At 60.9% G+C, this 25,173-nt stretch carries 18 protein-coding genes and 2 tRNA genes; 11 read left to right on the top strand and 9 right to left on the bottom strand.

Translation table 11 applies throughout. The features are described 5' to 3' along the window. Positions 1-128 precede the first annotated feature (128 nt). From ACLB1Z_RS14450 to ACLB1Z_RS14440, 3 genes are all read right to left on the bottom strand, one after another. Entirely contained in the window at positions 129-1,172 is a 1,044-nt protein-coding gene (locus ACLB1Z_RS14450; protein ID WP_409560466.1) for an alpha/beta hydrolase family protein, read from the bottom strand. Positions 1,173-1,470: 298 nt separating this feature from the next. Next, positions 1,471-1,830 (bottom strand): hypothetical protein, encoded by a 360-nt coding sequence (locus tag ACLB1Z_RS14445; RefSeq protein WP_409560465.1) that lies wholly within the window; start codon positions 1,828-1,830, stop codon positions 1,471-1,473. A gap of 255 nt (positions 1,831-2,085) precedes the next feature. After that, complete coding sequence (locus ACLB1Z_RS14440) at positions 2,086-3,009, bottom strand: LysR family transcriptional regulator (protein ID WP_409560464.1); 924 nt, start codon at positions 3,007-3,009, stop codon at positions 2,086-2,088. A 173-nt stretch (positions 3,010-3,182) separates the two neighbouring features. Between ACLB1Z_RS14440 and ACLB1Z_RS14435 the strand changes: the two genes are divergently transcribed. Further along, positions 3,183-4,463 (top strand): aromatic ring-hydroxylating oxygenase subunit alpha, encoded by a 1,281-nt coding sequence (locus tag ACLB1Z_RS14435; protein ID WP_409560463.1) that lies wholly within the window; start codon positions 3,183-3,185, stop codon positions 4,461-4,463. A gap of 15 nt (positions 4,464-4,478) precedes the next feature. Here the strand turns inward: ACLB1Z_RS14435 and ACLB1Z_RS14430 are convergent, their stop codons facing one another. After that, positions 4,479-6,287: a chloride channel protein gene (locus ACLB1Z_RS14430; RefSeq protein ID WP_409560462.1), complete on the bottom strand. Its 1,809-nt coding sequence runs from the start codon at positions 6,285-6,287 to the stop codon at positions 4,479-4,481. An 868-nt stretch (positions 6,288-7,155) separates the two neighbouring features. Between ACLB1Z_RS14430 and ilvD (ACLB1Z_RS14425) the strand changes: the two genes are divergently transcribed. From ilvD (ACLB1Z_RS14425) to ACLB1Z_RS14415, 3 genes are all read left to right on the top strand, one after another. Then, positions 7,156-8,985, top strand: coding sequence for a dihydroxy-acid dehydratase (gene ilvD, locus ACLB1Z_RS14425; RefSeq protein ID WP_409560461.1), 1,830 nt, complete (start codon positions 7,156-7,158; stop codon positions 8,983-8,985). 202 nt (positions 8,986-9,187) lie between these two features. After that, positions 9,188-9,436 (top strand): hypothetical protein, encoded by a 249-nt coding sequence (locus ACLB1Z_RS14420; protein ID WP_409560460.1) that lies wholly within the window; start codon positions 9,188-9,190, stop codon positions 9,434-9,436. Positions 9,437-9,765: 329 nt separating this feature from the next. Continuing rightward, the gene (locus ACLB1Z_RS14415) at positions 9,766-10,014 is read left to right on the top strand and encodes a hypothetical protein (RefSeq protein WP_409560459.1); all 249 of its coding nucleotides are present in this window, start codon (positions 9,766-9,768) and stop codon (positions 10,012-10,014) included. 98 nt (positions 10,015-10,112) lie between these two features. Here ACLB1Z_RS14415 and ACLB1Z_RS14410 read toward each other — a convergent pair whose 3' ends face one another. The 3 genes from ACLB1Z_RS14410 to ACLB1Z_RS14400 form a co-directional block, all read right to left on the bottom strand. Continuing rightward, positions 10,113-10,634: an AAA family ATPase gene (locus ACLB1Z_RS14410; RefSeq protein WP_409560458.1), complete on the bottom strand. Its 522-nt coding sequence runs from the start codon at positions 10,632-10,634 to the stop codon at positions 10,113-10,115. 307 nt (positions 10,635-10,941) lie between these two features. Further along, a tRNA-Asn gene (locus tag ACLB1Z_RS14405) sits at positions 10,942-11,016 on the bottom strand. Between the two features lie 121 nt (positions 11,017-11,137). After that, a tRNA-Cys gene (locus ACLB1Z_RS14400) sits at positions 11,138-11,211 on the bottom strand. Positions 11,212-11,564: 353 nt separating this feature from the next. Between ACLB1Z_RS14400 and ACLB1Z_RS14395 the strand changes: the two genes are divergently transcribed. The 5 genes from ACLB1Z_RS14395 (at position 11,565) to ACLB1Z_RS14375 (ending at position 19,990) form a co-directional block, all read left to right on the top strand. Next, positions 11,565-12,218, top strand: coding sequence for a protein-L-isoaspartate O-methyltransferase family protein (locus ACLB1Z_RS14395; RefSeq protein ID WP_409560457.1), 654 nt, complete (start codon positions 11,565-11,567; stop codon positions 12,216-12,218). A gap of 363 nt (positions 12,219-12,581) precedes the next feature. Continuing rightward, positions 12,582-13,982, top strand: coding sequence for a TolC family outer membrane protein (locus ACLB1Z_RS14390; protein ID WP_409560456.1), 1,401 nt, complete (start codon positions 12,582-12,584; stop codon positions 13,980-13,982). A gap of 264 nt (positions 13,983-14,246) precedes the next feature. After that, entirely contained in the window at positions 14,247-16,058 is a 1,812-nt protein-coding gene (locus ACLB1Z_RS14385) for a DUF2497 domain-containing protein (RefSeq protein WP_409560455.1), read from the top strand. A 330-nt stretch (positions 16,059-16,388) separates the two neighbouring features. Then, positions 16,389-17,099 carry a DUF2497 domain-containing protein gene (locus tag ACLB1Z_RS14380; RefSeq protein WP_409560454.1) on the top strand — a complete coding sequence of 237 codons (711 nt, stop codon included), beginning with the start codon at positions 16,389-16,391 and terminating at the stop codon, positions 17,097-17,099. 122 nt (positions 17,100-17,221) lie between these two features. Next, positions 17,222-19,990: a valine--tRNA ligase gene (locus tag ACLB1Z_RS14375; RefSeq protein WP_409560453.1), complete on the top strand. Its 2,769-nt coding sequence runs from the start codon at positions 17,222-17,224 to the stop codon at positions 19,988-19,990. 104 nt (positions 19,991-20,094) lie between these two features. Here the strand turns inward: ACLB1Z_RS14375 and ACLB1Z_RS14370 are convergent, their stop codons facing one another. Both ACLB1Z_RS14370 and ACLB1Z_RS14365 read right to left on the bottom strand, forming a co-directional pair. Continuing rightward, positions 20,095-20,697, bottom strand: coding sequence for a DUF2939 domain-containing protein (locus tag ACLB1Z_RS14370; protein WP_409560452.1), 603 nt, complete (start codon positions 20,695-20,697; stop codon positions 20,095-20,097). Positions 20,698-20,769: 72 nt separating this feature from the next. Continuing rightward, entirely contained in the window at positions 20,770-21,834 is a 1,065-nt protein-coding gene (locus ACLB1Z_RS14365; protein ID WP_409560451.1) for a M48 family metallopeptidase, read from the bottom strand. Between the two features lie 486 nt (positions 21,835-22,320). Between ACLB1Z_RS14365 and ilvD (ACLB1Z_RS14360) the strand changes: the two genes are divergently transcribed. Further along, positions 22,321-24,045, top strand: coding sequence for a dihydroxy-acid dehydratase (gene ilvD / locus ACLB1Z_RS14360; RefSeq protein ID WP_409560450.1), 1,725 nt, complete (start codon positions 22,321-22,323; stop codon positions 24,043-24,045). Further along, positions 24,032-25,141: a tetratricopeptide repeat protein gene (locus ACLB1Z_RS14355; RefSeq protein ID WP_409560449.1), complete on the top strand. Its 1,110-nt coding sequence runs from the start codon at positions 24,032-24,034 to the stop codon at positions 25,139-25,141. The genes ilvD (ACLB1Z_RS14360) and ACLB1Z_RS14355 overlap by 14 nt, the downstream gene beginning before the upstream one ends. Positions 25,142-25,173 lie beyond the last annotated feature (32 nt).

Here is a 25,173-nt window from a genome sequence, read left to right as displayed (position 1 = left end):
GCACGGCGGGCGACAACTCTTCACACGCAAGAATGTTTAGCTACGCTAAATCGCAGCACGCATCTTGTCGATAGCGCTGGATCAATGACAGACCGTCCCGATTAGAGGAACGGCCTGTTGTGCGGTCGCTATCGCGTTGCGCCGGTTGTTGCAATGGCCGAAGTTGCCAATGCCGTCGCAGGTTGCTCGGCGGGCTCTCCTGCAACCAGCATCTCGCTGCCGCGAACCGTCGTCAGAAAATGGTCCAGGCTCGCACCCCAGATGTCCCAGCCCTGGCGATCGTCCGCAATGGTGTGTCCGTCCGAGCCGTAGGGCGGCAGGATGTGTTCCTCGACGTTGCCGCCGCCGCTGCTCCAGGCGTGCGCCAGCTTCACCGCGAGGTTGGGTCCGAAATAACTGTCGTTTTCGGAATAGAACCAGATCGTCGGCTCGCGTGCCGTCTCGCCGTAGAAATGCGCCGCCGACAGAAGATCGCTTTCACCGCAGATCGCATTCGGCTGGCCATACGCGTGCCCGCCGCGTCCGCCGGCGAAATTCACGATGGCCTGGACTTGCGGAAGGTTGCGAGCCGCAACGGCCAGCGATGCCCATCCGCCGGTTGAGATGCCGGCGACGATGGCGCCGCGCTTGGCGATAAAGGGCTGTGCCGTCATGTAGTTGATCGTCGCCACGATGTCGTCGGCGGCGATGTTGCCGGATTCATAGTGATTGGGATTGGCGCAGGTGCCGACGGCCTCCGACAGTTGGCCGCCGGTGGCGCCATGTCCGCGGCGCTGCGGAAGGATGACGGCATACCCACGCTCGACGAACCACCGCGACAGCCAATAATAAACCGGCATCGAAACGGCGAGGCGCGTGGATTCATCAGTGCCGTGATTGATGACGACGAGCGGAAACTGTTTGCCCGGCGCTTTGGGATCTTCCGCGGGCCGGAAAAGGGTCGCGCGCAGCGAACGTCCGGGTTCACCGCTCGGCAGGATCCAAAGCTGCTCGCGCATGCGCGGACCTTCGGGACCAAAGCCGCCATAGGTGTTGTCCGCCGCTGATGCCGTGCCGCAAACGAGGGCGGTGAGGCCGATTACGGCGATGAGAAAAAGTCCGGTACGCTCCACCAATATTCGCAATCCGTCCCCCGCGTCGCGCGACACGCAAATTCCCTTCAAGAAAGCCATCAGAGGTTCCCCGTCTCGCGCAACTTCCGCGCTGCAACATTGGATGGCGGCGCGCCGCCATCGTCAAGGGCTGTAATAATGATCGCGGAATTGCGATTTATGCCTGTTTTTATTGACGAATTTTGACGTTCGCGCCGATGGCCCGCGACAGGCAGCCACCGAATTTCCCCAATTGCAATGGCCAAGCTTCGCTGTGCGCGGCGCGGCGGACGCTGCGATTCGTTTCCAATTTGCTCCGCCGACGTCAAAAAATGAAAGCGCCGGAAAGCCTCCGGCGCTGTTCGTTCGTCAGATGTGATCACCACCAGCACAGGCCGATGCAATAGCCCGGACGATAGCGGTAGGCGTACGGGCGGCGATAGGAATTATAGTAATAGTGGCGCCGGTATACGCTGTGATGGCGGCGATAGTAGCGGTTGCGCCAGTGGCGGTGACGCCAAGCGCGATGATGACGCCAGTAGCCATGCCGGTAGCCGCAATGGCGATATCCGTTCCGCCACCAGCAGCGGTAGCGGGCCTTTTCGACGAGATTGGCCTGATCGCCTTTCAGCGCCAGCACGCCGCTCGTCAGCGCACCGGCGCGCGCACTTGGTGCGTAAGCGCCGAATGCCAAGGCCATCGCGCAGCTGAGCGCGATGATCGAAAGCAGTTTCCTCACATTGTCCCCCTTTTACCCAACAGTTTGTCCCGAAGAAATTGTGATCCGTTGTGCTCCGGGTCCGGCGATACTGCATTCGCGCCATGTCAGTACAACCCTAATCCGTCCGTTCAGCCCGCGTCGACGCGCACTTGTGGCGAGAGTGTGGCATGTGCGCGCCACCGCATGGCTCAGACGAGGGGGCTATCCACAGGCCGCGAAGTATCGCAGGGGGCGCCGGATGGTGCTTGGCGATGTGCTGCCCCGGTTCCGGCGCTAAATTGCTCCGCCGCGAGCCGACAGCCGTCGCCGAATTTCGCGTAGAAAAATCTGCGTCGGCACGGTCTGTTGTGCCTCGGGATGCGTGATCAGGTAGAGGCAGTAATTCGGCAGCGTCGCCGACCGTAGCAAGGGCCAGAGGTGATCGCGTTCTTCGCGCGAGACGAGAATGGTCGGCAGAAAGCCAAGTCCGACGCCCATGCGGATCATGCGCTTGGCTTCATCCAGGTTTTCCGCTTCGCCTGATGGTCTCAGTCCCAGTCCATAACGCAGGCGGAAATTCTTCACTTCCATCGGCTCATCCGTGCCGGTCACAACGAAGCGTTCTGTGGCAAGCACTTCCGGACGGTTGACCGTCGCGCCATAGAGGGGGCTGGAGCGAGCGCAGTAGAGCTGCTGAAATTCGCGCACCAGCGGCTCGTAAAGCAGCTCGGCGCGCGGCGCGGCATCGAAAGAAATGCAGACTTCCGCGCGGCCCTTGGCCAAGGCCTCGACGACGATCGGACAAGGTGCAACTTCGATCTTCAGGCGGATGCCAGGGTGACGCCGCCGCATCGTATCGAGCGTTGCATCGAGTTCCGGCGAGACAACGCCTGAGACGGTGCGGATCGTGAGCAGGCCCTGCACGTCGCCGGACGTCCTGGCAATATCGTTGGGCAGGGATTGGACGGAGTCGAAAAGGGTGTCGCAAAACTTGGCCAGGACGTGCCCCGCCGCCGTGAGCTCGACACCCCGCGGTGTTCGAAGGCATAATTTTTCACCAACGTGATCTTCGAGACGACGAAGCGCCAGGCTCACCGTCGGTTGTTGCAGGTTGAGCCTTCGGGCCGCCGAGCCGATACCTTCCGAGCGGCATATTTCGCGGAAAACCTTCAGTAAATTGAGGTCCAAGCGCCTAAAAAGCGAGGCGCCTGACAACATCGTCTTTTTCCGCACAGCCAATGCGAAACCACTTTTGATCGAGCCAACCCACTCATAAATTCTATTTATGTCACAGATTGTAAAGCGATGGGTTCCCGGCCTCAGCCCGACCGCTGATGATGCGCGCGCCTTCAACAGTCGAATTCGACCTCCCGGGAAAGGATCGAAATTCCATGCCCCCTTCAAATATCGTCGGGTTTTCCTCGACGGAAACAATTGCCGACAAGCTCGCGACGATCACCGCTAAAATCGAGCAGGCGGCCGCGCAGCCGCTGGCCCGTGCGGTGACGTTTCCTCCGGCAGCCTATACCGACGAGGATTATTTCGCCTTCGAAGCCAAGCGCGTTCTTGAGACCGGCTGGCTTTGCGTCGCGCATGTCTCCGAGTTCAAGGAGCCAGGCAGCTTTCTCGCCGTCGATCTGCTTGGTGAACCGCTGGTCGTGACGCGCGACGAACGCGATCAGATCCACGTGCTGTCGCGCGTTTGCCCCCATCGCTCTATGGACATCATCCCGGAGGGCTTTGATTTTCCGCGCCGTGGCACCGCGAAGCGTCTGACGTGCCCTTACCATCTTTGGGCGTTCGATCTCGATGGGCATCTCAAGGGCTGTCCGCACATGCAGCGCGTCGAGGATTTCAAAAAGGACGACTGGCAGCTCGCGGGTTTCCGTACCGAAGTCTGGAAGGGCTTCGTCTTCGTCAACTTCGACGGCAACGCGGCGCCTGTCGCCGAGCAATATAAAGACCTCGCGACGATGCTCGCGCCATGGAACACGGAAGACATGGAGGTCGTCATCACGCTCGACTGGGAGTGCGACTTCAACTGGAAGGTGATGATCGAGAATTGGATGGAGTCCTATCATCACATCGGTGCGCACGCCGAAACGCTCAATCGCACGATGCCTGGCCAAAACACCTGGAGCGAGCCCGAGCACCCGCATTTCATTCGCGCCCATCTTCCCTTCAAGGAACGCATTCGCGAGGAGATGGAGGAGGCACTGGCCAAAGGCGAAACGCTACCCGGTTTTTCGCCCATCTCCGGTCTTTCGATGGAAAACCAGGTCGAATGGGGGCTTTATGTCGGCTTTCCCTGCTTCATGCTTCTGACAACGCACGACCGCGTGCTGTGGTATCGGCTGCTGCCGCTATCGGCCGGAAAGTGCAAGCTGCAGACAATGACGCTCGTCACGAAGGCTGCGATGGTCGCGCCCGACTACGCTGAGACACTCGCTGCCGAAACCAAGATGCTGAGCGACTTTCACAAGGAAGACATGCTCGTGAACGTCGGCGTGCAGCGCGGGTTAGCGTCACGGAAAGTCGTGCAGGGGCGCCTCAGTCATCTCGAGGAACCGGTCTGGCTTATTCAGCGCTACGTTGCTGCCCGGCTGAAAGGGACGTATCCCGAACGCGCCAAGCGCGCGCCCTATAGCGGTCCGCTCGCGGCTGCTGAATAGACGATATGGTCTCGGCTAGTTGCCGAAGATCTCGCGCTGACGGGCTTCGAGCTCCTGGCGATAGCGCCGGAGCGCGAACGCTTCCGTGATGTAGCCCAAGGCGTGCCTCGACGTTTCGTTGTCGACGATGACCAGTCGCTCTGTTTCGCGCTGTTCAAATAACTGCACGAGCATGTCGAAGCGCGTCGAGGCCATCACCCAGTCATTGCTATGCTCAAGCGACGACTTCAGGTCTTCCAGCGTGCTGCCCGGATTGTCGTTCAATTGGTCGACATGCAAGGCAGCGACATCAAGGAGGCCAACGTACGCCGCCTTTTGGTCCGCGACCGCTACGTACTTCGTCGAGCCGACAGGAAAGCGTGCGCAAAAGTCGGCGAGCGACATGCTGATCGGCACTGTATTCAAATCGCGCCGCATCAGATCGCGGGCCGTCGTCTGTCGTGCCCAGCCGACGTCTTCGCCGCCGAGGATCGCTTCGCCGCGCAGATGAAAACGCCACGTCGCAAACGAGTATCCGAACACTTGCCTGACGGTCAGTGTCGCGGCCAGAACACCGAGCAGAACAGGTTCGACGACCGTCAAGTCGCCGGTAACTTCGATCGCGAGCAGCGCCATCGCCATCGGTGCTCCGACGACTGCAGCGCCAAAGCTTGCCATGCCGACAAGGCTGATGATCGCCACATCGTTCGGCGCGACCACGCCGGCCATCACGCCGACGTTTCCGGCAATGGCGCCCGTGACGGCCCCGAGGAAGAGCGATGTCGAGAACAGGCCGCCACGAAACCCCGAGCCGAGCGACAGCGCCGAAGCCACAATCTTGCCAGCCAGTACGACGGCCAACAGCTTTACCGGCCATTCGTTATTCAGGATCAGCGCCATCGCATCGTGGCCGGAGCCGAGCAGATGCGGCACGAAAATGGCCATTAAACCGACCAGCAGGCCGCCTGCCCATGGCCGGAAGACGTCACGCATTTTGCTCTGTCGGAATATGCGCTCGACACCCGTCACGCAGCGCATCAAACCGACCGACAGTAGTCCGCAAGCGACGCCGAGAAACAGTGCCAGAATGGCGTAACCATCGCTGCCAAAGCCATTTGGATTGAGCGGAATGTGATAGGAGTGGCCGACCAAAAGTCGCGACGCCAGATGTCCCGCCACGGCCGCCGCAACGACGGGTGACAGCGTCGCGACGGTATAGCTGCCGACGATGAGTTCGAAGCCATAAGCGGCTCCTGCGAACGGCGCCGCAAAGGCTCCCGCGATGCCGCCTGCGCATCCTGCGCCGACGAGCATGCGCACGTCGTGACGACGACGGTTCAAGAATTGTCCGACTTTCGAGCCGACGGCTCCGGCAGCCTGCGTAAAGCCGCCTTCGATACCGAGCGACAGGCCGAAGCCGCTCGATAGCAGCGACTGCAAGGCCACGAACGCGCTGTCCCTGAACGACATGCGGCCGCCGTAAAGCGCGTTGGCTTCGATCGGGTCGACGATCACATGCCTTAGCCGCGACTGGTGCAAGTACGTTGCGCCGACAAGGACGCCGCCCAGCGTTACGATGAAAATCACCTGGGTGGGAGAGAGGTCCAATGCCGAGCTGAGCCGCTCTCCCGCATTAAGCCCAAAGAGATATTGGTGCGCGGTTTCCGAGATGAGGATCATCAGCGAAGCGATGGCGCCGCTGGCCGCGCCGACACACGCTGCTGCGACGACCAGGATAAAAGTGTTGTCGCGGAGAAGCTTGCGCAGGGACCCCCGGTAAACGCGGATAACGGCAACAGCCCATCTGAGCGGTCTGCGTTTCTGGCCGAAGGGGAAAAGGCGCATATGGAATTTAAATCGACATGAGGCTCCCAGCTGAGCCGGACCTAGCATACGCCGATTGTCTCTGTCATTGCAGAAGATGCCGTATTCGGGCGGGCGAAAGGCAGCCGAACTTGTACGCTGGGTCGCTTGTGCCAGTCTCCAGCAGAAGACAATGAGCGGTGGAGAGACAGCGCGAGAAGAAAAGAGTAGCTGGACAACTATGACGAGTCGTCGCACCCTGACGCTCTCTATGCAGACCATCAGGAGCCCCGGCCGAAATCCCCTGAAGTCAGGCCGGGGCTTTTCTCTGCCGATTGACGGTACGCCCCAGGAGCTATTTCGTTTCCGCGCTCCTCCCATAGTATTGCGCTGGAGCATGCATTTGCTCGGCCGTCAGATCTTTCGCGATCGAGCGCCTCCGCGCAAATGTATCGCTGTGTCTCTCGCCGCTCGCAAATTTCGGAGACGTCTTCGATCTGCGGATCTGTCAGAGCGTTGCCACCGGCGCCATGATATCCGACCGCCGTGCACACTCTCACGACGCTCCGCCGGCGTGTCGGTGCTGTCCGAAAAGGCCGGACAGATTTTCCGAGCAGGGTACGGTAAATCCCAGAGCTCAGACGGCAAATTTGCTATGTAATTTGACCTTCCGGACGCTTCTGCTTAATGCGGCGTCGCTGCAATGCATTCGGGCCTGCCGACAACAGTTCTCGCGGGGGGCGGCGACCGCCGCTGCGTCATTGGCGCTTGGCGCGAGACCCTGTTATCTTCGGCATTCGGCGCCAGTTATGCTATTGGCCAGCCCACGAAAAGCGGCCGGGATGGCGAGCCATCGTCCGCTTGATCTCCAAACGACTGTTACGAGCTCATTACGAGAAAGACCCTCGATATGCCTCCTTATCGTTCCAGGACGACCACCCACGGCAGAAACATGGCTGGAGCGCGCGGCCTATGGCGCGCAACCGGCATGAAGGACGAGGACTTTGGCAAGCCGATCATTGCCGTCGTCAACTCGTTTACGCAGTTCGTTCCGGGGCATGTGCATCTCAAGGATCTCGGACAGCTCGTGGCGCGTGAAATCGAACGCGCAGGCGGGGTAGCGAAAGAGTTCAACACCATCGCCGTCGATGACGGCATCGCGATGGGCCACGACGGCATGCTCTATTCGCTCCCCTCTCGCGAGCTGATTGCCGACAGCGTCGAATACATGGTCAACGCCCATTGCGCTGACGCCATGGTTTGCATTTCCAATTGCGATAAGATTACGCCCGGCATGCTGATGGCGAGCCTGCGTCTCAACATTCCGACCGTGTTCGTTTCCGGTGGCCCGATGGAAGCGGGCAAGGTCATCCACGACGGCAAGGAGACCGCAATCGACCTTGTCGACGCGATGGTCGCTGCCGCCGACGATCGCGTGTCCAACGAAGCCGTCATGGCGATGGAGCGTTCCGCCTGTCCGACGTGCGGTTCGTGCTCGGGCATGTTCACCGCGAACTCGATGAACTGCTTGACCGAGGCGCTCGGCCTTTCGCTGCCCGGCAACGGCTCAATCGTCGCGACGCATGCTGGTCGCAAGCGATTGTTCATTGAAGCTGGCCATCTCATCGTCGATCTGACCCGCCGCTATTACGAGCAGAATGACGAGACAGCACTACCGCGGACCATTGCAGGCTTTGCCGCCTTCGAGAACGCTATGACGCTCGACATTTCGATGGGCGGATCGACGAACACGGTGCTGCATTTGCTTGCCGCTGCGCAGGAAGCCGAAGTGCCGTTCACGATGAGCGACATCGATCGGCTGTCGCGCCGCGTGCCATGCCTGTGCAAGGTCGCGCCCGCGAAGTCCGACGTGCACATGGAAGACGTTCATCGCGCGGGTGGCATCATGGCGATCCTCGGCGAACTCGATCGTGCGGGCCTGCTCCACACCGACGTTCCGACCGTCCACGCCGCCACCCTGGGTGAGGCCCTGTCGCACTGGGACGTCGCTCAGTCCAACAGTGAGACGGTCGCAGATTTTTATCGCGCATCGCCCGGAGGCGTGCCGACGCAGGTCGCATTCAGCCAGGATCGCCGCTACGCCGAACTCGACCTCGATCGCACGAAGGGGGTCATTCGCGACAAGGCTCATGCTTTCTCGCAAGACGGCGGCTTGGCCGTACTGTTCGGCAATCTCGCCGAAGACGGCTGCATCGTGAAAACCGCGGGCGTCGACGACAGCATCCTGAAGTTCACCGGACGTGCCCGCGTTTTCGAAAGCCAGGATTCGGCCGTGTCAGACATCCTCGGCGGCCGGGTTAAGCCGGGCGATATCGTGCTGATCCGTTATGAGGGACCGCGCGGCGGACCTGGCATGCAAGAGATGCTCTATCCTACGAGCTATCTGAAATCGAAAGGCCTCGGCAAGGCTTGTGCCCTCGTTACGGACGGGCGCTTTTCAGGCGGATCGTCGGGCTTGTCGATCGGCCACGTATCGCCAGAGGCGGCAGCCGGCGGCGCTATCGCGCTCGTGCAGGAAGGCGACGAGATTCAGATCGACATCCCCGAGCGCCGCATTCATCTCGCGATCAGCGACGAGGAAATGGCAAAGCGTCGGGCCGCGCAGGAGCGGATCGGCTGGAAGCCCGCAGAAGCCCGAACGCGTAAGGTTTCGAAGGCTCTGAAAGCCTACGCCAGCATGGCGACCAGCGCTTCCCGGGGTGCCATTCGCGAAATTTGAGCCTTCAAAATCGGCGCCGTCTTCCTGAGAGGGAGGACGGCCGCTCTGGGCTTGCGGGAATAGGCCGTTTGATGCCTCGACGTTCCGTTCCGTTTCGACTGCGGCGGCACGCCATTATGCCATTCCTATAACGTCGCCCCTTCCGCCTTCTCGATTCCAAATATGGCCATCGCTACCTCTTCGTGACGAAAGGAGATGTGCCATGACATATCCAGGCATAGTACTGATTGGGCGTAACACTTGGGATCGACAAGACAGCGATAAGGGCGCGGCCCGCAAGATCGCGTACAACTTGTTCGCGGTCGTCGCGCTGATGGTTGCGGCAGGCGTTATCACAACTGCATATCATCCAACCAACGGTTCGGTCTCAAATCCGCGCTTCGAGTCGATGGGCGTGAACCATATCCCCACAACGTTTCGAGGCGCCCCACCGCCAAAACACGGCAGCTGATTGCGGCCAAGCTTCTTTAATGGCCGCTAGCCAGAAAGGTCGGACGACTTTGCTACGAACGGCGTCCGGCCTTTTTGAGCGTTGTTATTCCGAGCGCCAAGCGGCCGCCAGGGTTCTTATGGGATCCTTAGGAGATTACCCGGTGCCCCGCATGGCTTTCGAACATTGGTCACCCGAAATGAAAGTGGTGATGATGACGCGTTCGGAGGCTGCAGATGCTATTTAAGTCTAATTCTGAAAGCGCAGATCGACATGACTCAGCCGCCCTCTTTTGCCAAGCCCGTTTAATCGAACTGACATCGATCACGGATCGCGCGAGAGGCAGTGTTGTGAACCCTCCCACGGATGTCGCCGAGGAAGACCTGCGGAATAAGGGCCATGCCATCGGTCCAACGCACGATAGTCCGGCCGCACAGATATTCCATATGATCGCTCATCGGTCGGGGTCGTGGGAAATTCGCAACGACGAAGGCAGCAAGGCAGGTCTATTTCGCTCGCGCCAAGCCGCAATCAAGTTTGCCCGCGACGAGAGCCCTGACGGACAGTTTATCATCATCGACGACACGACGTGGGCGTAGCCGAGCCTTCCACAGGGCCACGCCGGAGGCAGCGCTGCCCCGCATCGTTATGCCGTGCTGACTTTAACCGCCGACGACGCGGTTTCTGCTGCCTAGGGCTATAAGCGGTCTACGGCGGCGACATCGATCAACTCCCAAGCTTCGCACTCCGCTTCGGAGGGATGCTCCCAAGCGTCGGACGCTGCTTCAAACAGGGCCGGCGGGACAATCTGGGTGAAGGGCTGAGGATATTGATTGCGTCGCGCTACCCGCTCCCGCCGCTCGTTACGCGGCGCATCCAACAAGTGAACGCGAAGAGGCAAATCCTGTGCGCGCGCTTTATCATAAAAGGCGTAGCGCTCTTTCGCGCTTACCAAGCCGATCTCAAGGAGCACATCGATACCCACGGCCAGTATGCTGAGGGAAACATCCCAAAGTAGGCCACGGCAACGCTCCCGGTGCTCAATGTACCAGTCGATAACTTCATTCGTCGGACGCGTGTCCGCGCCATACAACCGAACCATGGAGCTATCGAGATCCAAGAATACGCCGCCTGATCTTGCGACGCACTGGCAGGCGTAGGTGGTTTTGCCGGCTCCGACCGGGCCGATGAGCAGATGAAGCGTTCCGCGCGGGTTCATTTGAATCCTCCCACCTCAAACTTCGCGGCAGCGCGACGTTCGATGCCATCCGATCTAGTCCGCCGAGGTCACAACGAGACCTCGTTCCCGTAGGCGCGCCTCTCTCCGCCCCCATTCGAAGACGGCCTCTCTCAACGAGAGCCACGATTTGACTTCGCGGGAGGCTCATACCTAGCCGGTTGGATGTTTTTACCGTTAGGCCAGCCAACCAAAACTCGGCTGAACATACTTCCGGCTTGACATTGGTGCTCAGCGCCAGAGAGGCGTGATCCTGCATTCAGATAAGGCGTTGAAAAATGTGATTTTTTGGCTCCGCGGGTAGGGCTCGAACCTACGACCATCCGATTAACAGTCGGACGCTCTACCACTGAGCTACCGCGGAATACCGGGGCTGTGCCCGGAAAGCGCCCCGCATAGCAGAACGAGTCTGCGCTGGCGAGAGGCTAGCTCGATTTTCTTTAGCGCATCCAACGACGCCGGACGGCGACAAGTCGAAGCACGCTTGGAGGCCACGGCCGGAATTGAACCGGCGTTCACGGATTTGCAATCCGCTGCGTCACCACTCCGCCACGTGGCCCCACTCGTATTCGTCCAACCGCCTCTCCGAATCGCAATGTGGTCGTGCAAATCCGGGCGCCAATCGATCGAACGGGCCGTCTAACACAGACGCCGCGCTTCTTACAAGCCGTTACGAAGATCGATTGAAATTGTTTCGGATGAGGCTGCCTCGCCAGGGTTCGAGACGCAACCGGAGCAAGGCCCACGTGGCCGGCACGCGGATGTTTCCTCCCCCAGGGGCAAATTAGTCAGTGAGTACCGTAGATAAGCGTTGCAAACCGCCCACATGCGACCGCTTTCCAGTCGCGCTAGGCTCATGGACTGCGTATAGAAAGACTTAACACAGGCAAGAACTCCGGCGCGGAGACAGGCGTGACGAACACTGCTTTGCAACGCAAGAATATGGTCGAAAGCCAAATCCGCCCGAGTGACGTGACGGACAGGCGCATCACGGCGGCCATGACGGTCATTCCGCGCGAAGCCTTTCTGCCCGCGAAGCTCGCAGACTTGGCCTATAGCGACGAAAGTTTGATGATCGCGCCCGGACGCGAGGTGCTGGCGCCGCGCGTTCTCGCCAAGCTCATTCAATTGGCCGAGATCGAAGAGGCCGACAACGTCCTCGTCATCGGTGAAGCCGGTTATGGCGCGGCACTCGTCTCGCAGTTCGCGGCCAAGGTCGTCGCACTGTTGCCTGATGAGGAAAGCGCCAAGACCGCTCAGGCGGCGTTTGCGGCGAACGGCATCACGAACGCTATCGCCGTATCTGGCCCGGCAGCTGCTGGCTGGTCGGCCAAGGCACCATATGATGTCGTCCTTGTCGAAGGCGGGATCGAGCAAGTGCCTGAGACGCTGAAACCGCAGGTTCGCGAGAACGGCCGTTTAGTCGCCATCGCAACGAATGACCGGATCGGCAAGGCCGTCGAGTTTCATAAGCGGGGAGGAATCTTCGCTCTGCGTGAGGGGTTCCAGGCGTCGGCTTTGCCGCTCGCTGGCTTCTCGGTCGAGCGGCCTGCTTTTGTATTCTAAATGGGGATTTCTGGTGCAAAGGGGGCACAGTCGGAGGTCTTTTGACCGAGCTGATGCAGAGTTGCGCTGGAAAACGGATCGCCGAAGCTTTTGAAGAAAGACAGGGAAGTGCATTTCCTGCAACGCTTACAAACAAAAGCGCAGGCGAACACTGGCGTGACGTAAATACCGCCATAGATTACGCAGTGCGTTTATGAAGGGGAAACCCTTTAGTCGGTCGGGATCGAATCGGCTAGACGGGTTACAAACGGGGGTCCGCTCGCTTGTTCGGGGCAGCGAGTGGAATGCAGGTGCACACAATTGGCTAAGACAAAATCAAATCAATTGTCCCGTCGCGACGTGACTTCGGTCCAACGTCGCGCGTTGACTACATTCATCGCTTTAGCGGCCTATGCCGCTTTTTCGACTGACGTCAGCGCCGAGACGCTGATCGATACGCTCTCAGCGACGTACCAGTACAGCCCGACGCTCGATGCGGCCCGCGCCCAGCAGCGTGCGCGAGACGAAGACATTGCTCGTGCGAACTCCGGCTATCGGCCCGACATCAACGCCTCGGCGAATGTCGGCCGTGAGCGCACGAGAACGGTCTCTCCGGTGCCAGGAGCGACGGGGACGAACGTCGGCTCGCCGCGTGGATATGCAATTGATCTCGTGCAGCCGCTGTTCACGGGGTTTCAGGTCACCAACGCCGTCAACGCGGCCGAAGCGAATGACCGCGCCGGCCGTGAAACGTTGCGGAGCACCGAACAGCAAGTTCTGCTCGATGCGGTGACAGCCTACGGCGACGTCACCCGTGATCAGGCGATCGTCAAGCTGAATGAAAACAACCTCAAGTTTCTCGACGCCGAACTGAAAGCTCAAAGAGACCGTTTCGCCGTCGGTGAAGTGACGAAGACGGACGTTGCGCAGTCGGAAGCTCGCCGCGCTCTCGGTCAGTCGGACCTCGATCAGGCGCGCGCCAATTTGAAGTCGAGCCGTGCGATCTTTGAGCAGGTCGTTGGCCATCCGCCTTACAACTTAATTGAGGCCAATCCGAACACCAAGCTTGTGCCGCGAACGCTGCAGGACGCTATCGCGATCGGTACGAAAGAAAATCCGATCGTCGTGCAGGCGCTCTATTCGGAACAGGCCGCCCGCTACACAGTCGATCAGGTTCGTGGCCAGTTGCTGCCCCAGGCGCAACTCGAAGCCAACTACACCGATCAGTACGACGGGTCGGAAGGCATCGATCAAGGAACGTCCGCATCCGTTGTCGCCAGCGTTACTGTTCCGCTTTATGCGCAGGGCGGCGAAGTCTTCGCTCAGGTTCGCCAAGCCAAGCACAACCATATTGCTGCGCTTCAGCAGATTGAGGTGCAGCGTGCTTCGGCCCAATCGCAGGTGGTTCAGGCTTGGTCGCAGCTCGTCGGCTTCAAGGCCCAGGCTGAATCGGACAAGGCGTCGATTGTTGCCAACACCACCGCTTTGAACGGCGTCCGCGAAGAAGAGCGGGTCGGTCAGCGTACGGTTCTCGACGTCTTGAACGCACAGCAGGAATTGCTGCAGTCCCAGGTCAACCTCGAGACCACGAAGCGCAACATTCTCGTCGCGTCGTATACGCTGGTTTCGGCAATCGGACGCCTCAGCGTCTCGGAAGTCGGCGCCGCAACGGCCGTCTACAATCCCGAAGTCCACTACCAGCAGGTTCGTAGCAAGTGGTGGGGTATCGATATCACCCACGGCGACGGCCGCCGGGAACACGTGGATGTCGCACCGGCCAAGTAGCCGGATAGAGTTCTCAAGGGTTTATCGAGGCCGGATTTTTACGGCCTTGATGCTTTTTTTGCATTTCAGCGTCCCCTCGCCGCCTTGAGAGTGCCGCTCTCCGGGGATAACTTCGGCGGAGATTGTTGCGGTTTTTCCGCAACCTGCCACCATTATGGCAATCGTTGATGGCGCGATGATTCTAGGCGAAACACCGGGCCTTTATGGTGCAGTCATCGCGTACGCTCGCGCATGCGGGCGGCTCAGTTGCGAAAAAGGTAGGGTATGTCGAGACTTGAATCCAACTCTGAGCCGAGCATGGAGGAGATCCTCGCCTCGATCCGCAAGATCATTGCGGAGGATTCATCCGGCCTAAGAGCGCCATCGGCGGCACCCAAACCAGGCACGCCCTATTCGCCAGCGCCGAAATCAGCCTCGCCTCAGCCGACTCAGGCTCCAGCGCCGACACCGCAGCGCGGGTTCATGTCGCGGGAGGCTTTTTTGAAATCGCCGCCGTCCTCGGAGCCCGAGACGCGGAAAGACACGGATGCGCCGTTTGGAGGTCCACGTTCTGCTGCGGCGGAGCGCGCTGACCTTTCGCCATCGTCGCGGCTTCGTCCGCGTGATGAACCGTCGCCCTTCGACAGAGTTTCGCCCTCTCTTCGCGATCGTGACGCGGCGCCGACGCGAGAGCCCTTCCGGGCGCGCGGTGACGAACGGTCGACTGAATCTGCGCCGACGAACGAATTCAAGGCCGAGCCGCAGTCGTCCGCATCATCGCAGCCGTCCATCTCGCGCAGCGACACGCTTTCGATCGACGCTCAGATTGCGGCCGCTCGGTCCGTGACGATCGAAACGGTCGAGGTTGTGCCCGTCGAGGAGGCGCTTCCGATCGTCAAGGAAGACTCGCCTGCAATTCTCAAGGTCGAGCCTGAGCCCGCAGCCGCCAAGTCCGTCAGCAAGACCGATACCGCAAGCATTATTGAAGCGCAGTTGACGGAACTCCTGAGCGAGGACCTTAACGCGCTCCGCCAGGGCCGCGCGAAGGCGCAAGCAGACGAAACGGCCGCAAAGCCCGACGAGCCGAAAATCGAGGCAGAAGAAACAGCCTCGGCGGAAGCGGCGAAAGACACGGCGTCGAAACCAGAGACCAGCGATCCATTCGCGTTCGATCTTGGCCCATCGCCGTTTGCGCCGAAGCCCGCTCCGCCGCAGCAGAAAACCGAAACGCAGGAAGCGTCAGCGCCTACGCCGAAGACCACATCGGCTCCTGCTGCGGAGGCGGAGCCAGCTCCCGTCGCAAAGGCCACGCCGTCACCGCAAGCATCCGCTCCCGTAGAGCCCGCGCCGCTGCCGAAATTCGAACCCGTCGCTCCGGCGCCGCAGCAGCTCCGCACTTCGGAACCTGCCTCCGAAGAGCCGCCGCACCCTGCGCCGCGCGTCACATCTCCTGAACCGAAACCGGTTGAGGCAAACAATCCGTTTGGGAGCGCTCCGTATTTCGGCCCGTTCGGGCCGCAAAGCGCCAGCCCGGCTGAAAAAGCCGTCTCGCCAGCGGCGATGACGGCATCGCCAATCGCAGCGCCTCCGCCGAAGTCCGAGCCGGAAGCGCCTGCGCCGCGCGGACGGCCTACCTTCGCGGTTCCAAGCGTATCGGCGACGCTGGGTCCGTCCCGCAAGCTGGAGCCGCTTGCAAACGCCTTCCAGCCTGCGCCGCCACCGCCGCCGAGCGTGATGGAAACGTTCGCCCCGGCCGCCGAAAGCGCGCTCGAGCGGCGTTCGTCCGCGGCACAGCAGTCTGCGCCGGAGCCGCCCTGGGCCGCGATTGCTGCCCGCACGGCCTCGCCCGAGCCGCCGTCGTCATCTGCGACGCCGACTATTGACGACAAGCGCGACGAAACGGTTCTGCATTCGACGCTTCCCGCGACGACATCGGAAACAGCGCTTGACCGCCAGATAGAAGATGCCGTCGCCGATCTTCTCAGGCCGCTGCTCAAAACGTGGCTCGCCGAAAATATGCCGAAGATCGTCGAGCGCGCGCTTCGCCGTGAAATGTCTGAGCGTCTCTTGCCTGGGCAAAAGAACCCACGCGACTAGCCCATTGACCGAAGTGGAGAACGTCGTCTCGGAGACTGTGCTCTCCAGGACGCGATAACGCGCGTTTTGTCAGATCACGGGCCCTACAACAATTTTATTCTTGCCCGTGACTTTCGCCACACGGTTGCCTCGACCCCGTCCTAGCGTTGCCTCCAGCGGGGGGCCGCATCGACCGACAAGTGCGAAGTTCGGCTGCCCGTGACGTCACTGGGTTGGGCACGCGCGCTGCGGCGAACATCTCCAATCCAGCTACGACGAACCGGAGGGGCAACAACGGGGCTGCCGACGCGGTTCTGCGATTTGAAGTTTGTACGCAGAAGAGGATGCGTCATGACACAGATGAACGGAGCGAAACACGACGTTGAGGACATTCTGGCCTCGATCCGCACGAGTATTGCCGATCGCGCGCCCATGTTCGAAAGCGAGAAGCGGGAGGCGCGCATGACGGCATTGCGCGGCCGAAACGCCCTCGCGGAAGAAGCTGCGGATTTCGAGCTGCCGGCGATCTTCAAGTCTTCGGCGCAACCGACCTCCGTGCGGCCCAACTTACTCGGGAGGCTAAGTGAAGCTTTGGCATCAGCACCACCAGAGCGCGAGAGATCGCGCACGGTTATTCCATTCGAGCCGATCCACGGCCGCATGATCGAACCGCCGCCGGTCCGGCGCGACCAGGCGGAGAAAGAGATTTCGTCGGTCGCAGCCGAGAAGATTGCGGCTGAAAACGACAGCCAGAGACGCAATATGCCGTCGTTCTTCGATACCCGCATGAACCGCATGAGCGCGATGTCGCAGCAGGCTGCCGAACCGCCGCCGGAACCGGAGCCCGCGCCGCGCGCTCCAATGACCGATATGGCCCAGCCGCCGCGCCTGCCGGATTTCCCGTTTGGTGTAGAATCCGGCGGCGATGTCGAAGACGCCGCGGCCCAGCTTCTGCGGCCGATTCTGCGCCAGTGGCTGTCGGAAAACATGCCTAAAATTGTCGAGAAGGCGCTTATGACGGAAACCGGCCGGCCGACCCACGTCGGCCCCGTGCGCCGCTGAGCATGTCGCAAACGCGCGATGACAGGGTAGAAGGGAGCGAAGGTTGACAGCTGCCGAAGGTCGGCCTTACGACCGTGGTCCGAAAATCACGGCCTGACAGCTGAAAAGCGACGCTCCCTCCAATGCTTGAAAAGACATTCCGACCGGCCGACATCGAGCCGCGTATCAATTCCGAATGGGAGAAGGCCAACGCCTTCAAGGCCGGGCGCGCCGCGTCCGGCGGAAAGAACGCGGCGTACTCGATCGTCATCCCGCCGCCGAACGTGACGGGCTCGCTCCACATGGGGCACGCCCTCAACAACACCTTGCAAGACATCCTCGTCCGTTTCGAGCGCATGCGCGGCCGCGACACGCTCTGGCAGCCGGGCACCGATCACGCGGGCATCGCAACGCAAATGGTCGTTGAGCGCCAGCTCTCCGCCAACAAAGAGCCGTCGCGCCGCGAGCTTGGCCGCGAGGAGTTCTTGAAGCGCGTCTGGACGTGGAAGGAAGAATCCGGCGGCACCATCATCACGCAGTTGAAGCGTCTCGGCGCCTCCTGCGATTGGAGCCGCGAGCGTTTCACAATGGACGAGGGCCTGTCGAAGGCCGTCGTGAAGGTCTTCGTGCAGCTCTACAACGAAGGGCTGATCTACAAGGATAAGCGCCTCGTCAACTGGGACCCGAAGTTCCAAACCGCGATTTCCGATCTCGAAGTCGTGCAGGTCGAAGCGCGCGGAAAATTCACGTGGTCGAAAGACAGCGGCGAGCCGTTTGATCCGGCGGCGCTCGCAAAGGTGCTCGCCAAAGACCCGAGCGGGCACATGTACCACTTCCGCTATCCGCTCACGAAGAAAGTGCCGGGCTACGACAAGGATTACATCGTCGTCGCCACAACGCGTCCCGAGACGATGCTGGGCGATACCGGCGTCGCGGTGCATCCGGATGATGAGCGCTACGCTGCGCTGATCAAGGCAGGCGCAAAGGTGAAGCTGCCGCTTGTCGGCCGTGAAATTCCGATCGTCGCCGACGAATACTCGGACCCTGAAAAGGGCACCGGCGCGGTGAAAATCACGCCCGCGCACGACTTCAACGACTTTGAGGTCGGCAAGCGTCACGACCTTGCGCAGATCAACATTCTCGACGCCTTCGGCAAGATCAACGACGAAGCGCCCGAAGCCTATCGCGGTCTCGACCGTTTCGATGCGCGCAAGAAAGTCGTCTCTGATATCGACGCGCTGGGCCTGCTCGAAAAGATTGAGCCGACCGGCCACACTGTTCCGCACGGCGATCGTTCCGGCGTCGTCATCGAGCCGTGGCTGACGGACCAGTGGTACGTCAACGCGGGCGAGCTTGCAAAAAATGCCGTCTCTGCCGTCGAAAACGGCAAGACCGTGTTCGTGCCGAAGAACTGGGAAAAGACCTATTTCGAGTGGATGCGCAACATCCAACCCTGGTGCATCTCGCGCCAGCTGTGGTGGGGGCATCAGATCCCGGCGTGGTATGGGCCTGACGGTAAGTTCTTCGTCGCCGCGACCGAAGAAGAAGCGCAAGCTCTTGCGAACAAGCACTACGGCAGCGACGTTGCGCTCACCCGCGACGAAGACGTGCTCGACACGTGGTTCTCGTCCGCACTCTGGCCGTTCTCGACGCTCGGCTGGCCCGACGACACGCCGGAGCTTGACCGTTATTACCCGACGTCCGTCCTCGTCACCGGCTTCGACATCATCTTCTTCTGGGTCGCCCGCATGATGATGATGGGCCTCCACTTCATGAAGGAGGTGCCCTTCAAAGACGTCTACATCCATGCCCTCGTCCGCGACGAGAAGGGGCAGAAGATGTCGAAGTCGAAGGGTAACGTCATGGACCCGCTCGTCCTGATCGACGAGTTCGGCGCCGACGCGCTGCGCTTCACGCTCGCCGCGATGGCAGCGCAAGGCCGCGACATCAAGCTCGCGAAATCGCGCGTCGAAGGCTACCGCAACTTCGCGACCAAGCTCTGGAATGCCTCGCGCTTCGCCGAAATGAACGAGTGCGTACGCCAGCGCGACTTCGATCCGACGACAGCGGTGCAGACGTTCAACAAATGGATCATCGGCGAAACCGAGCTGACATCGAAGGCCGTCACCGCTGCGCTTGACGCCTACAAGTTCAATGAAGCAGCTGGCGCGATCTACGATTTCGTCTGGGGCCAGTTCTGCGACTGGTATCTGGAACTCATCAAGCCGGTGCTCGCGGGCGATGAAGAAGACGCGAAGTCCGAGACGCGCGCCGTCACGGCCTGGACGCTCGACCAGATCTTAAAGATGCTGCACCCGTTCATGCCCTTCATCACCGAAGAGCTGTGGGCGCACATGGTCGAGCACGGCGTGAAGCGCGATGTGCTTCTGTGCCTCAGCCAATGGCCGAACCTCGATGGTCTCGTCGAAGTCGATGCCGTCAACGAGGTGAACTGGCTCGTCAACCTCATCTCGGAAATCCGCTCGGTCCGCACCGAGATGAGCGTGCCCGCTGGCGCAAAAATTCCGCTCGTCATCGTCGGCACCGATGAGGTCACGCGTCAGCGTGTCCGCCGCAACGACGAGACGCTGCGGCGCATCGCACGCGTCGATGAAATTGACTTCGAAGACGCCGCGCCGAAAGGTGCAGCCCTCGTTGTCGCCGGCGAGACGACGGCGGCCCTGCCGCTCGCCGGCATCATCGACATGGATGCCGAAAAACGCCGCCTCGCGACAGCGATCGAGGGCGCAGAAGGCGATCTGAAGAAGATGGACGCGAAACTGTCCAACCCGCAGTTCATCGAACGCGCGAAGGAAGAGGCGATCGAGGAAGCGAAAGAGCGCAAGGCCGAGCTTGAAGCCGAGATCAAGCGCTTCTCCGCTGCCCTCAAACGCTTGAGCGACGCGGCTTAGGTCTGCTCAATCCGTCATCCTGGCGAAGGCCGGCTCTACAATGCGTCAGTTAGAATGCTGGCTATTGGCGCGGATGGCTGCAGAGGCAGCCATCCGCGCAAATCTCAATTGAGATCGGTGAGTTTCTGCGCCGCGCTTTTCACCGGCGTCAGAAACTTCACGCGCAACGACGTCAGCTTCCAGCCGGTGGGGCGTAATTCCAGCTTCCCGAGATAGACACGCGACGCATCGTGCTTGTCTTCCATATCGATTTCGAAGCTCGTGAAGCTCGTGAACTCTGCGCGCTTTACACGCGCCCACGCTCGCGAAACGCGCTCAAAGATCGGCAGCTTGCTCGCGTCATCATCGCTCTCGACATAGCTGCGATAGGTCTGGCGAAGTTTGAAAAGTTTAGGCAGCCCTTCGGGCGTCACATACTTATCGACAAGACCATCGACGACGCCCTGGCCCCAATAAGCCTTGAAGCGTGTCCAGTACCCTTGCTTCTCTGACGCGCTTCTCTCGCTATCGGGAAGGCTCAAGGCGATCTGCGCAATGGCTGGCTTCAGCGTTTCGCGCACGCCTGGCCACTCGATGGCGTGCGCCAGATAATCGGAATCGCCATCGCGCACCGCCTCGCGAATGCTCCACGCAGTCACGAACGGCGAGCCGACGTATGCGACCGCGATGAAGGCGAGTAGAGCGGCAATGACGGCAAACGGCTTCATCGTATTTCAATACCAACCAACGCGCGGTTATCGCAAAAGTCGCAAGCAATTCCGGCCAACATCGGGCTGAAATCAGCTCTTGTCAGCATCCTCTTTTGGATCGCGCGTCACCCGGCATATGGATTTCAGGTCCTCCCATTGCGTGGCATTGAGCGCAGGCGTCGCCGGATAAGCCGCCTGCGCCCGAACGAGCCGCACGCGTTCTGCCGGGAGCGGATGCGTGCGCAGCCACGATACCGCGCCGGTCGGGCTGCCGCCCTCCGTTTCCATCTTCGTGACGCGCGTGAAAAAATCGCCGAGCCCTTTCTGAGAAATGCCCGCGGCCTTCAGAAGCTCCAGCGCGTGAATGTCGGCTTTGTGCTCGGCACCGCGTGAATAGCCAAGCTGCGCCAGCATCAGCCCAACATTGGCGAGGCCGCCGCCCGCCGTTCCGCCGAGCATGATCTGCAGCGCCGCGCCGAGGCCGACACCGCGAATGAGGGCCGCCTCTGGGTCCGTCTCGATGCCGTGTCCCATCTCGTGCGCCAGAACGCCTGCGACTTCGTCCGCGCTTCCCGCTTTGTCGATCAGGCTTTTCGTCAGAACGATTTGCTCGCCCGGCACCGCAAACGCATTCATCAGCGGCCAGTCGTAAACGTGAATGTCGAACGTCGTTCCCGCAGGCACGCCTTTGGAGAGGCGCTCACTGAGCGTCTTCAGCGCTGCGACGCCCGCCGGATCGACGCATTCCTTGTAGTCTTCAGTCATCGAGTCGCGTGCCGCATTGCCGAGCCGCTCGCGCCAGCTGAGCGGCAAGGTCTTTGCGATCCATTTGGCTGGGCTCCAGCTCAGCACGAAGCCGGCCGCGACGAGCCCGGAGAAAAGCGCAAGCAGCGTTATCCAGATCCGCCTCCGCCGCAGTTGCCGCGCACGTTGGGACAGATGCGGCGCGCGCTCGCGCAAACCCGCTGCGAACGCCGAGCCCTGCACGAACAGCGATGCATTCGGTTCATCGCGCGACGTCAACAAGACGTCGATTGCGTTGGGCCTGATCGGCTCGTCGACCTTCAGCCCGGCATAGTGCCAAATGCGCCGTGGATTTCGGTCGGCGAGATCGACCTCGACGCCCCTCAGTCCAAGATAGGCGGTGCCGTCCATCGGTGCCTGTCCACGTCCCGGCGTGAACCGGCAATAGCTTGAGGCGGGGAGGGGCACTGCGGAACGGCCAGATGACGACATAGGGCTTGGCGCTGTTTCTCGATGCGGTGATCCGCCATGTAAGCACGGTCATCGGTGAAGGAAATGTCTTGCCGGTGACAAAGTCGAGCCTTTGTGCGGACTCAGTCCTAGGCGAAATGCGCAGGAGCCCGACCAAAAATTCGCAGGCCGTCAGGCTGCCGGGCAACGCAACATTAAGCATGAAGTGCCGGTCCGATGACCGATGTTGCCGTTAAGCAACTTCCCGAAAGGGCTACGCCACTTTCGAGCCACAATGACCGCGCACGTGCTGGACGTTAGTCCCGGCGACGCGGCAGCGTTTTTTTTGTTCGCTGTGCCTGTACAGCGGCTCCGCGACTGGCATCCTGGCGTCGTTTCGATCGCCGGATGAGAAACGGACATCGGCAGATGTCCGAAGAGGAATGAATGGACGCAAAGACGTTCGACAAATCGAAACTGCCGAGCCGCCACGTGACGGAAGGGCCGTCGCGCGCGCCGCACCGTTCCTATTACTATGCGATGGGCCTCAAGGAAGAGGACATCCACCGACCGTTCGTCGGCGTTGCCTCGTGCTGGAACGAAGCCGCGCCCTGCAACATCTCGTTGATGCGCCAAGCCCAGTCGGTGAAAACCGGGGTGACAGAAGGCGGCGGCACGCCGCGTGAATTCTGCACCATCACCGTTACCGACGGCATCGCGATGGGCCACCAGGGTATGAAGTCGAGCCTCGTTTCGCGCGAGGTCATCGCCGATTCGATCGAACTCACGATGCGCGGCCATTGCTACGACGCACTCGTCGGCGTCGCAGGCTGCGACAAGAGCCTGCCGGGCATGATGATGGCGATGCTACGCCTCAATGTGCCGAGCGTTTTCATTTATGGCGGCTCGATTCTGCCGGGCCGCTTCAAGGGCCGCGACGTGACCGTTGTCGATGTTTTCGAAGGCGTCGGCATGCACTCCGCGGGCAAGATGTCGGATGCCGAGCTTCATGAGCTTGAGTGCGTCGCCTGCCCATCGGCAGGTTCGTGCGGCGGCCAGTTCACCGCGAATACGATGGCCTGCGTTTCAGAAGCGATCGGCTTGGCGCTTCCCGGTTCGGCCGGAGCGCCCGCGCCGTACGAAAGCCGCGACGCGCTTGCCATAGAAAGCGGCAAGGCTGTCATGCGCCTCGTCGCCGATGGCCTCCGGCCGCGCGATATCTGCACGCGCAAAGCTTTCGAGAATGCGGCAATTGTCGTAGCCGCGACCGGCGGCTCGACCAACGGCGCGCTGCATTTGCCCGCCATGGCGAACGAAGTCGGCATCGACTTCGATCTGTTTGACGTCGCCGAGATTTTCCGGAAAACGCCGTACATTGCCGACCTGAAGCCCGGTGGCAAATACGTCGCGAAAGACGTTTACGACATCGGCGGCGTGCCGCAGATTTTGAAGGCTTTACTCGAAGGCGGTGTATTGCACGGTGATTGCCTCACCGTGACCGGGAAGACACTCGCGCAAAATCTCGAAAGCGTGAAATTCAATCGCGACCAAAAAGTCGTTTTTCCGGTTTCCAATCCGATCTCGAAAACGGGCGGTGTCGTGGGCCTCAAAGGCTCGCTCGCGCCTGATGGTGCAATTGTGAAGGTCGCCGGCCTGAAGACGCTGAAGTTTCGCGGCACGGCGCTGTGCTTTGACTGCGAAGAAGATGCGTTCCAGGCCGTCGATGACCGCAAGTACAAGGACGGCGACGTGATCATCATCCGCTATGAAGGTCCCAAGGGCGGACCCGGCATGCGCGAGATGCTCTCGACCACCGCGGCGCTCTATGGCCAGGGCGCGGGCGACAAGGTCGCACTCATCACCGACGGACGCTTCTCCGGCGCAACACGGGGACTTTGCATTGGCCACGTCGGTCCCGAAGCTGCTGTCGGCGGACCGATTGCACTCATTCGCAACGGCGACGTCATCGTGATCGATGCCGAAGCAGGAACGCTCGATCTTGAGGTGGGAGAGGAAGAGCTGAAGAAACGGCGCGAGGCATGGAAGGCGCCGTCGAACATGTATCAGTCAGGGGCACTGAGAAAATTTGCGGACCAAGTGGGACCGGCCAGATTCGGCGCCGTAACCCATGCGGGAGGAAAGGCGGAAGTTCACTGCTATGCGGATATTTAAGCTTGCAGTTGCAGGAAGCGTTGCGTCCATTCTGATGTTGGGCACGGCGATGGCGGGAACCGTGGTATTCCGCTCGTCCGACGACGCGATGAAGCAAGGCATTTCGGCGTTCAACGGCGGCTATTACGAATTGGCGCTCCCGGCGCTGGAAGCCTTGGAAGCCACCAAGCCTCAGATCGCCCACTTTTACGAGGCGCGCATCTACGCCGACAACGAGGGCGCGTACACAGATCATGGCAAGGCCTTCCATCTCTACAAGGAGCTGGCAGACGAACTGCAAGACGTCGACCCAGACGACGATGATCTGGCGCCAATCGCCGCCAAATCTCTGACCGCGGTTTCAATGTATTTGCGCGATGGCATTCCCTCGGCGGGCATTCAGCCGGATGTCGAGGAAGCCAACCGCGATCTTCAGCGCGCCGCGCTGACCTTCAACGACGAGGACGCGCAATTCGAACTCGCCAAGGTTTATCTGCGCGGCGAGGGGCCGGACATGACGGTCACCGGTTACGACGATCCGGCCAGCAAGATCGAGAACGGCCGCCATTGGCTGTCGCGACTTTCGCAGGCCGGCCATCCCGGTGCTCAGGCGTTTCTTGCCGACTTGATGTGGCGCGGAAAGTTCGTCCAGAAAAACCAGGCGGCGGCGTTGAACCTGATCGACGTTGCGGTGGCCAATGCACCGCCAAGCGAGCGCGTGTGGATCGAGGACATCTACCAGAACATTTTCTGTAATGCCGGTGAAGGCGTTCGCCAGCAGGCCACAGGCCGCGTCGCCGAGTGGCACAATCGCTATGGCCGCAGCCCGGATCTGCAGGAAAGCCGCGATGGTTTGGACGATCTGACGGTCGAGCCGGTGCGGACTTGCGCGAATGGCGAACTCGTCCGCCCAATGAGCGTCCTAGCGACCGATCCGAAAAAGCCTATTCCGCAACCGCAGATGATCAGCACGCCGACGGCGCCGCAGCCCCGGCGCAGCTCGCTCATTCCAGCAGGCGCGGCCAGCATCCAGCCTGCTTCGGAGGCTGCCGCCGTCGCTGCTCCGGCACCGGCACCCGTCGTCGGCCTGACACCGAACGGAGAGACTGCGCGCTAGCTCGAACAGACTTGATCGCTTTTTCCGAATGT

It is taken from the genome of Hyphomicrobium sp. MC8b (assembly GCF_905067615.1).
Classification (GTDB): Bacteria; Pseudomonadota; Alphaproteobacteria; order Rhizobiales; family Hyphomicrobiaceae; genus Hyphomicrobium_B.
This window is presented reverse-complemented; position numbering and strand designations above follow the sequence as displayed.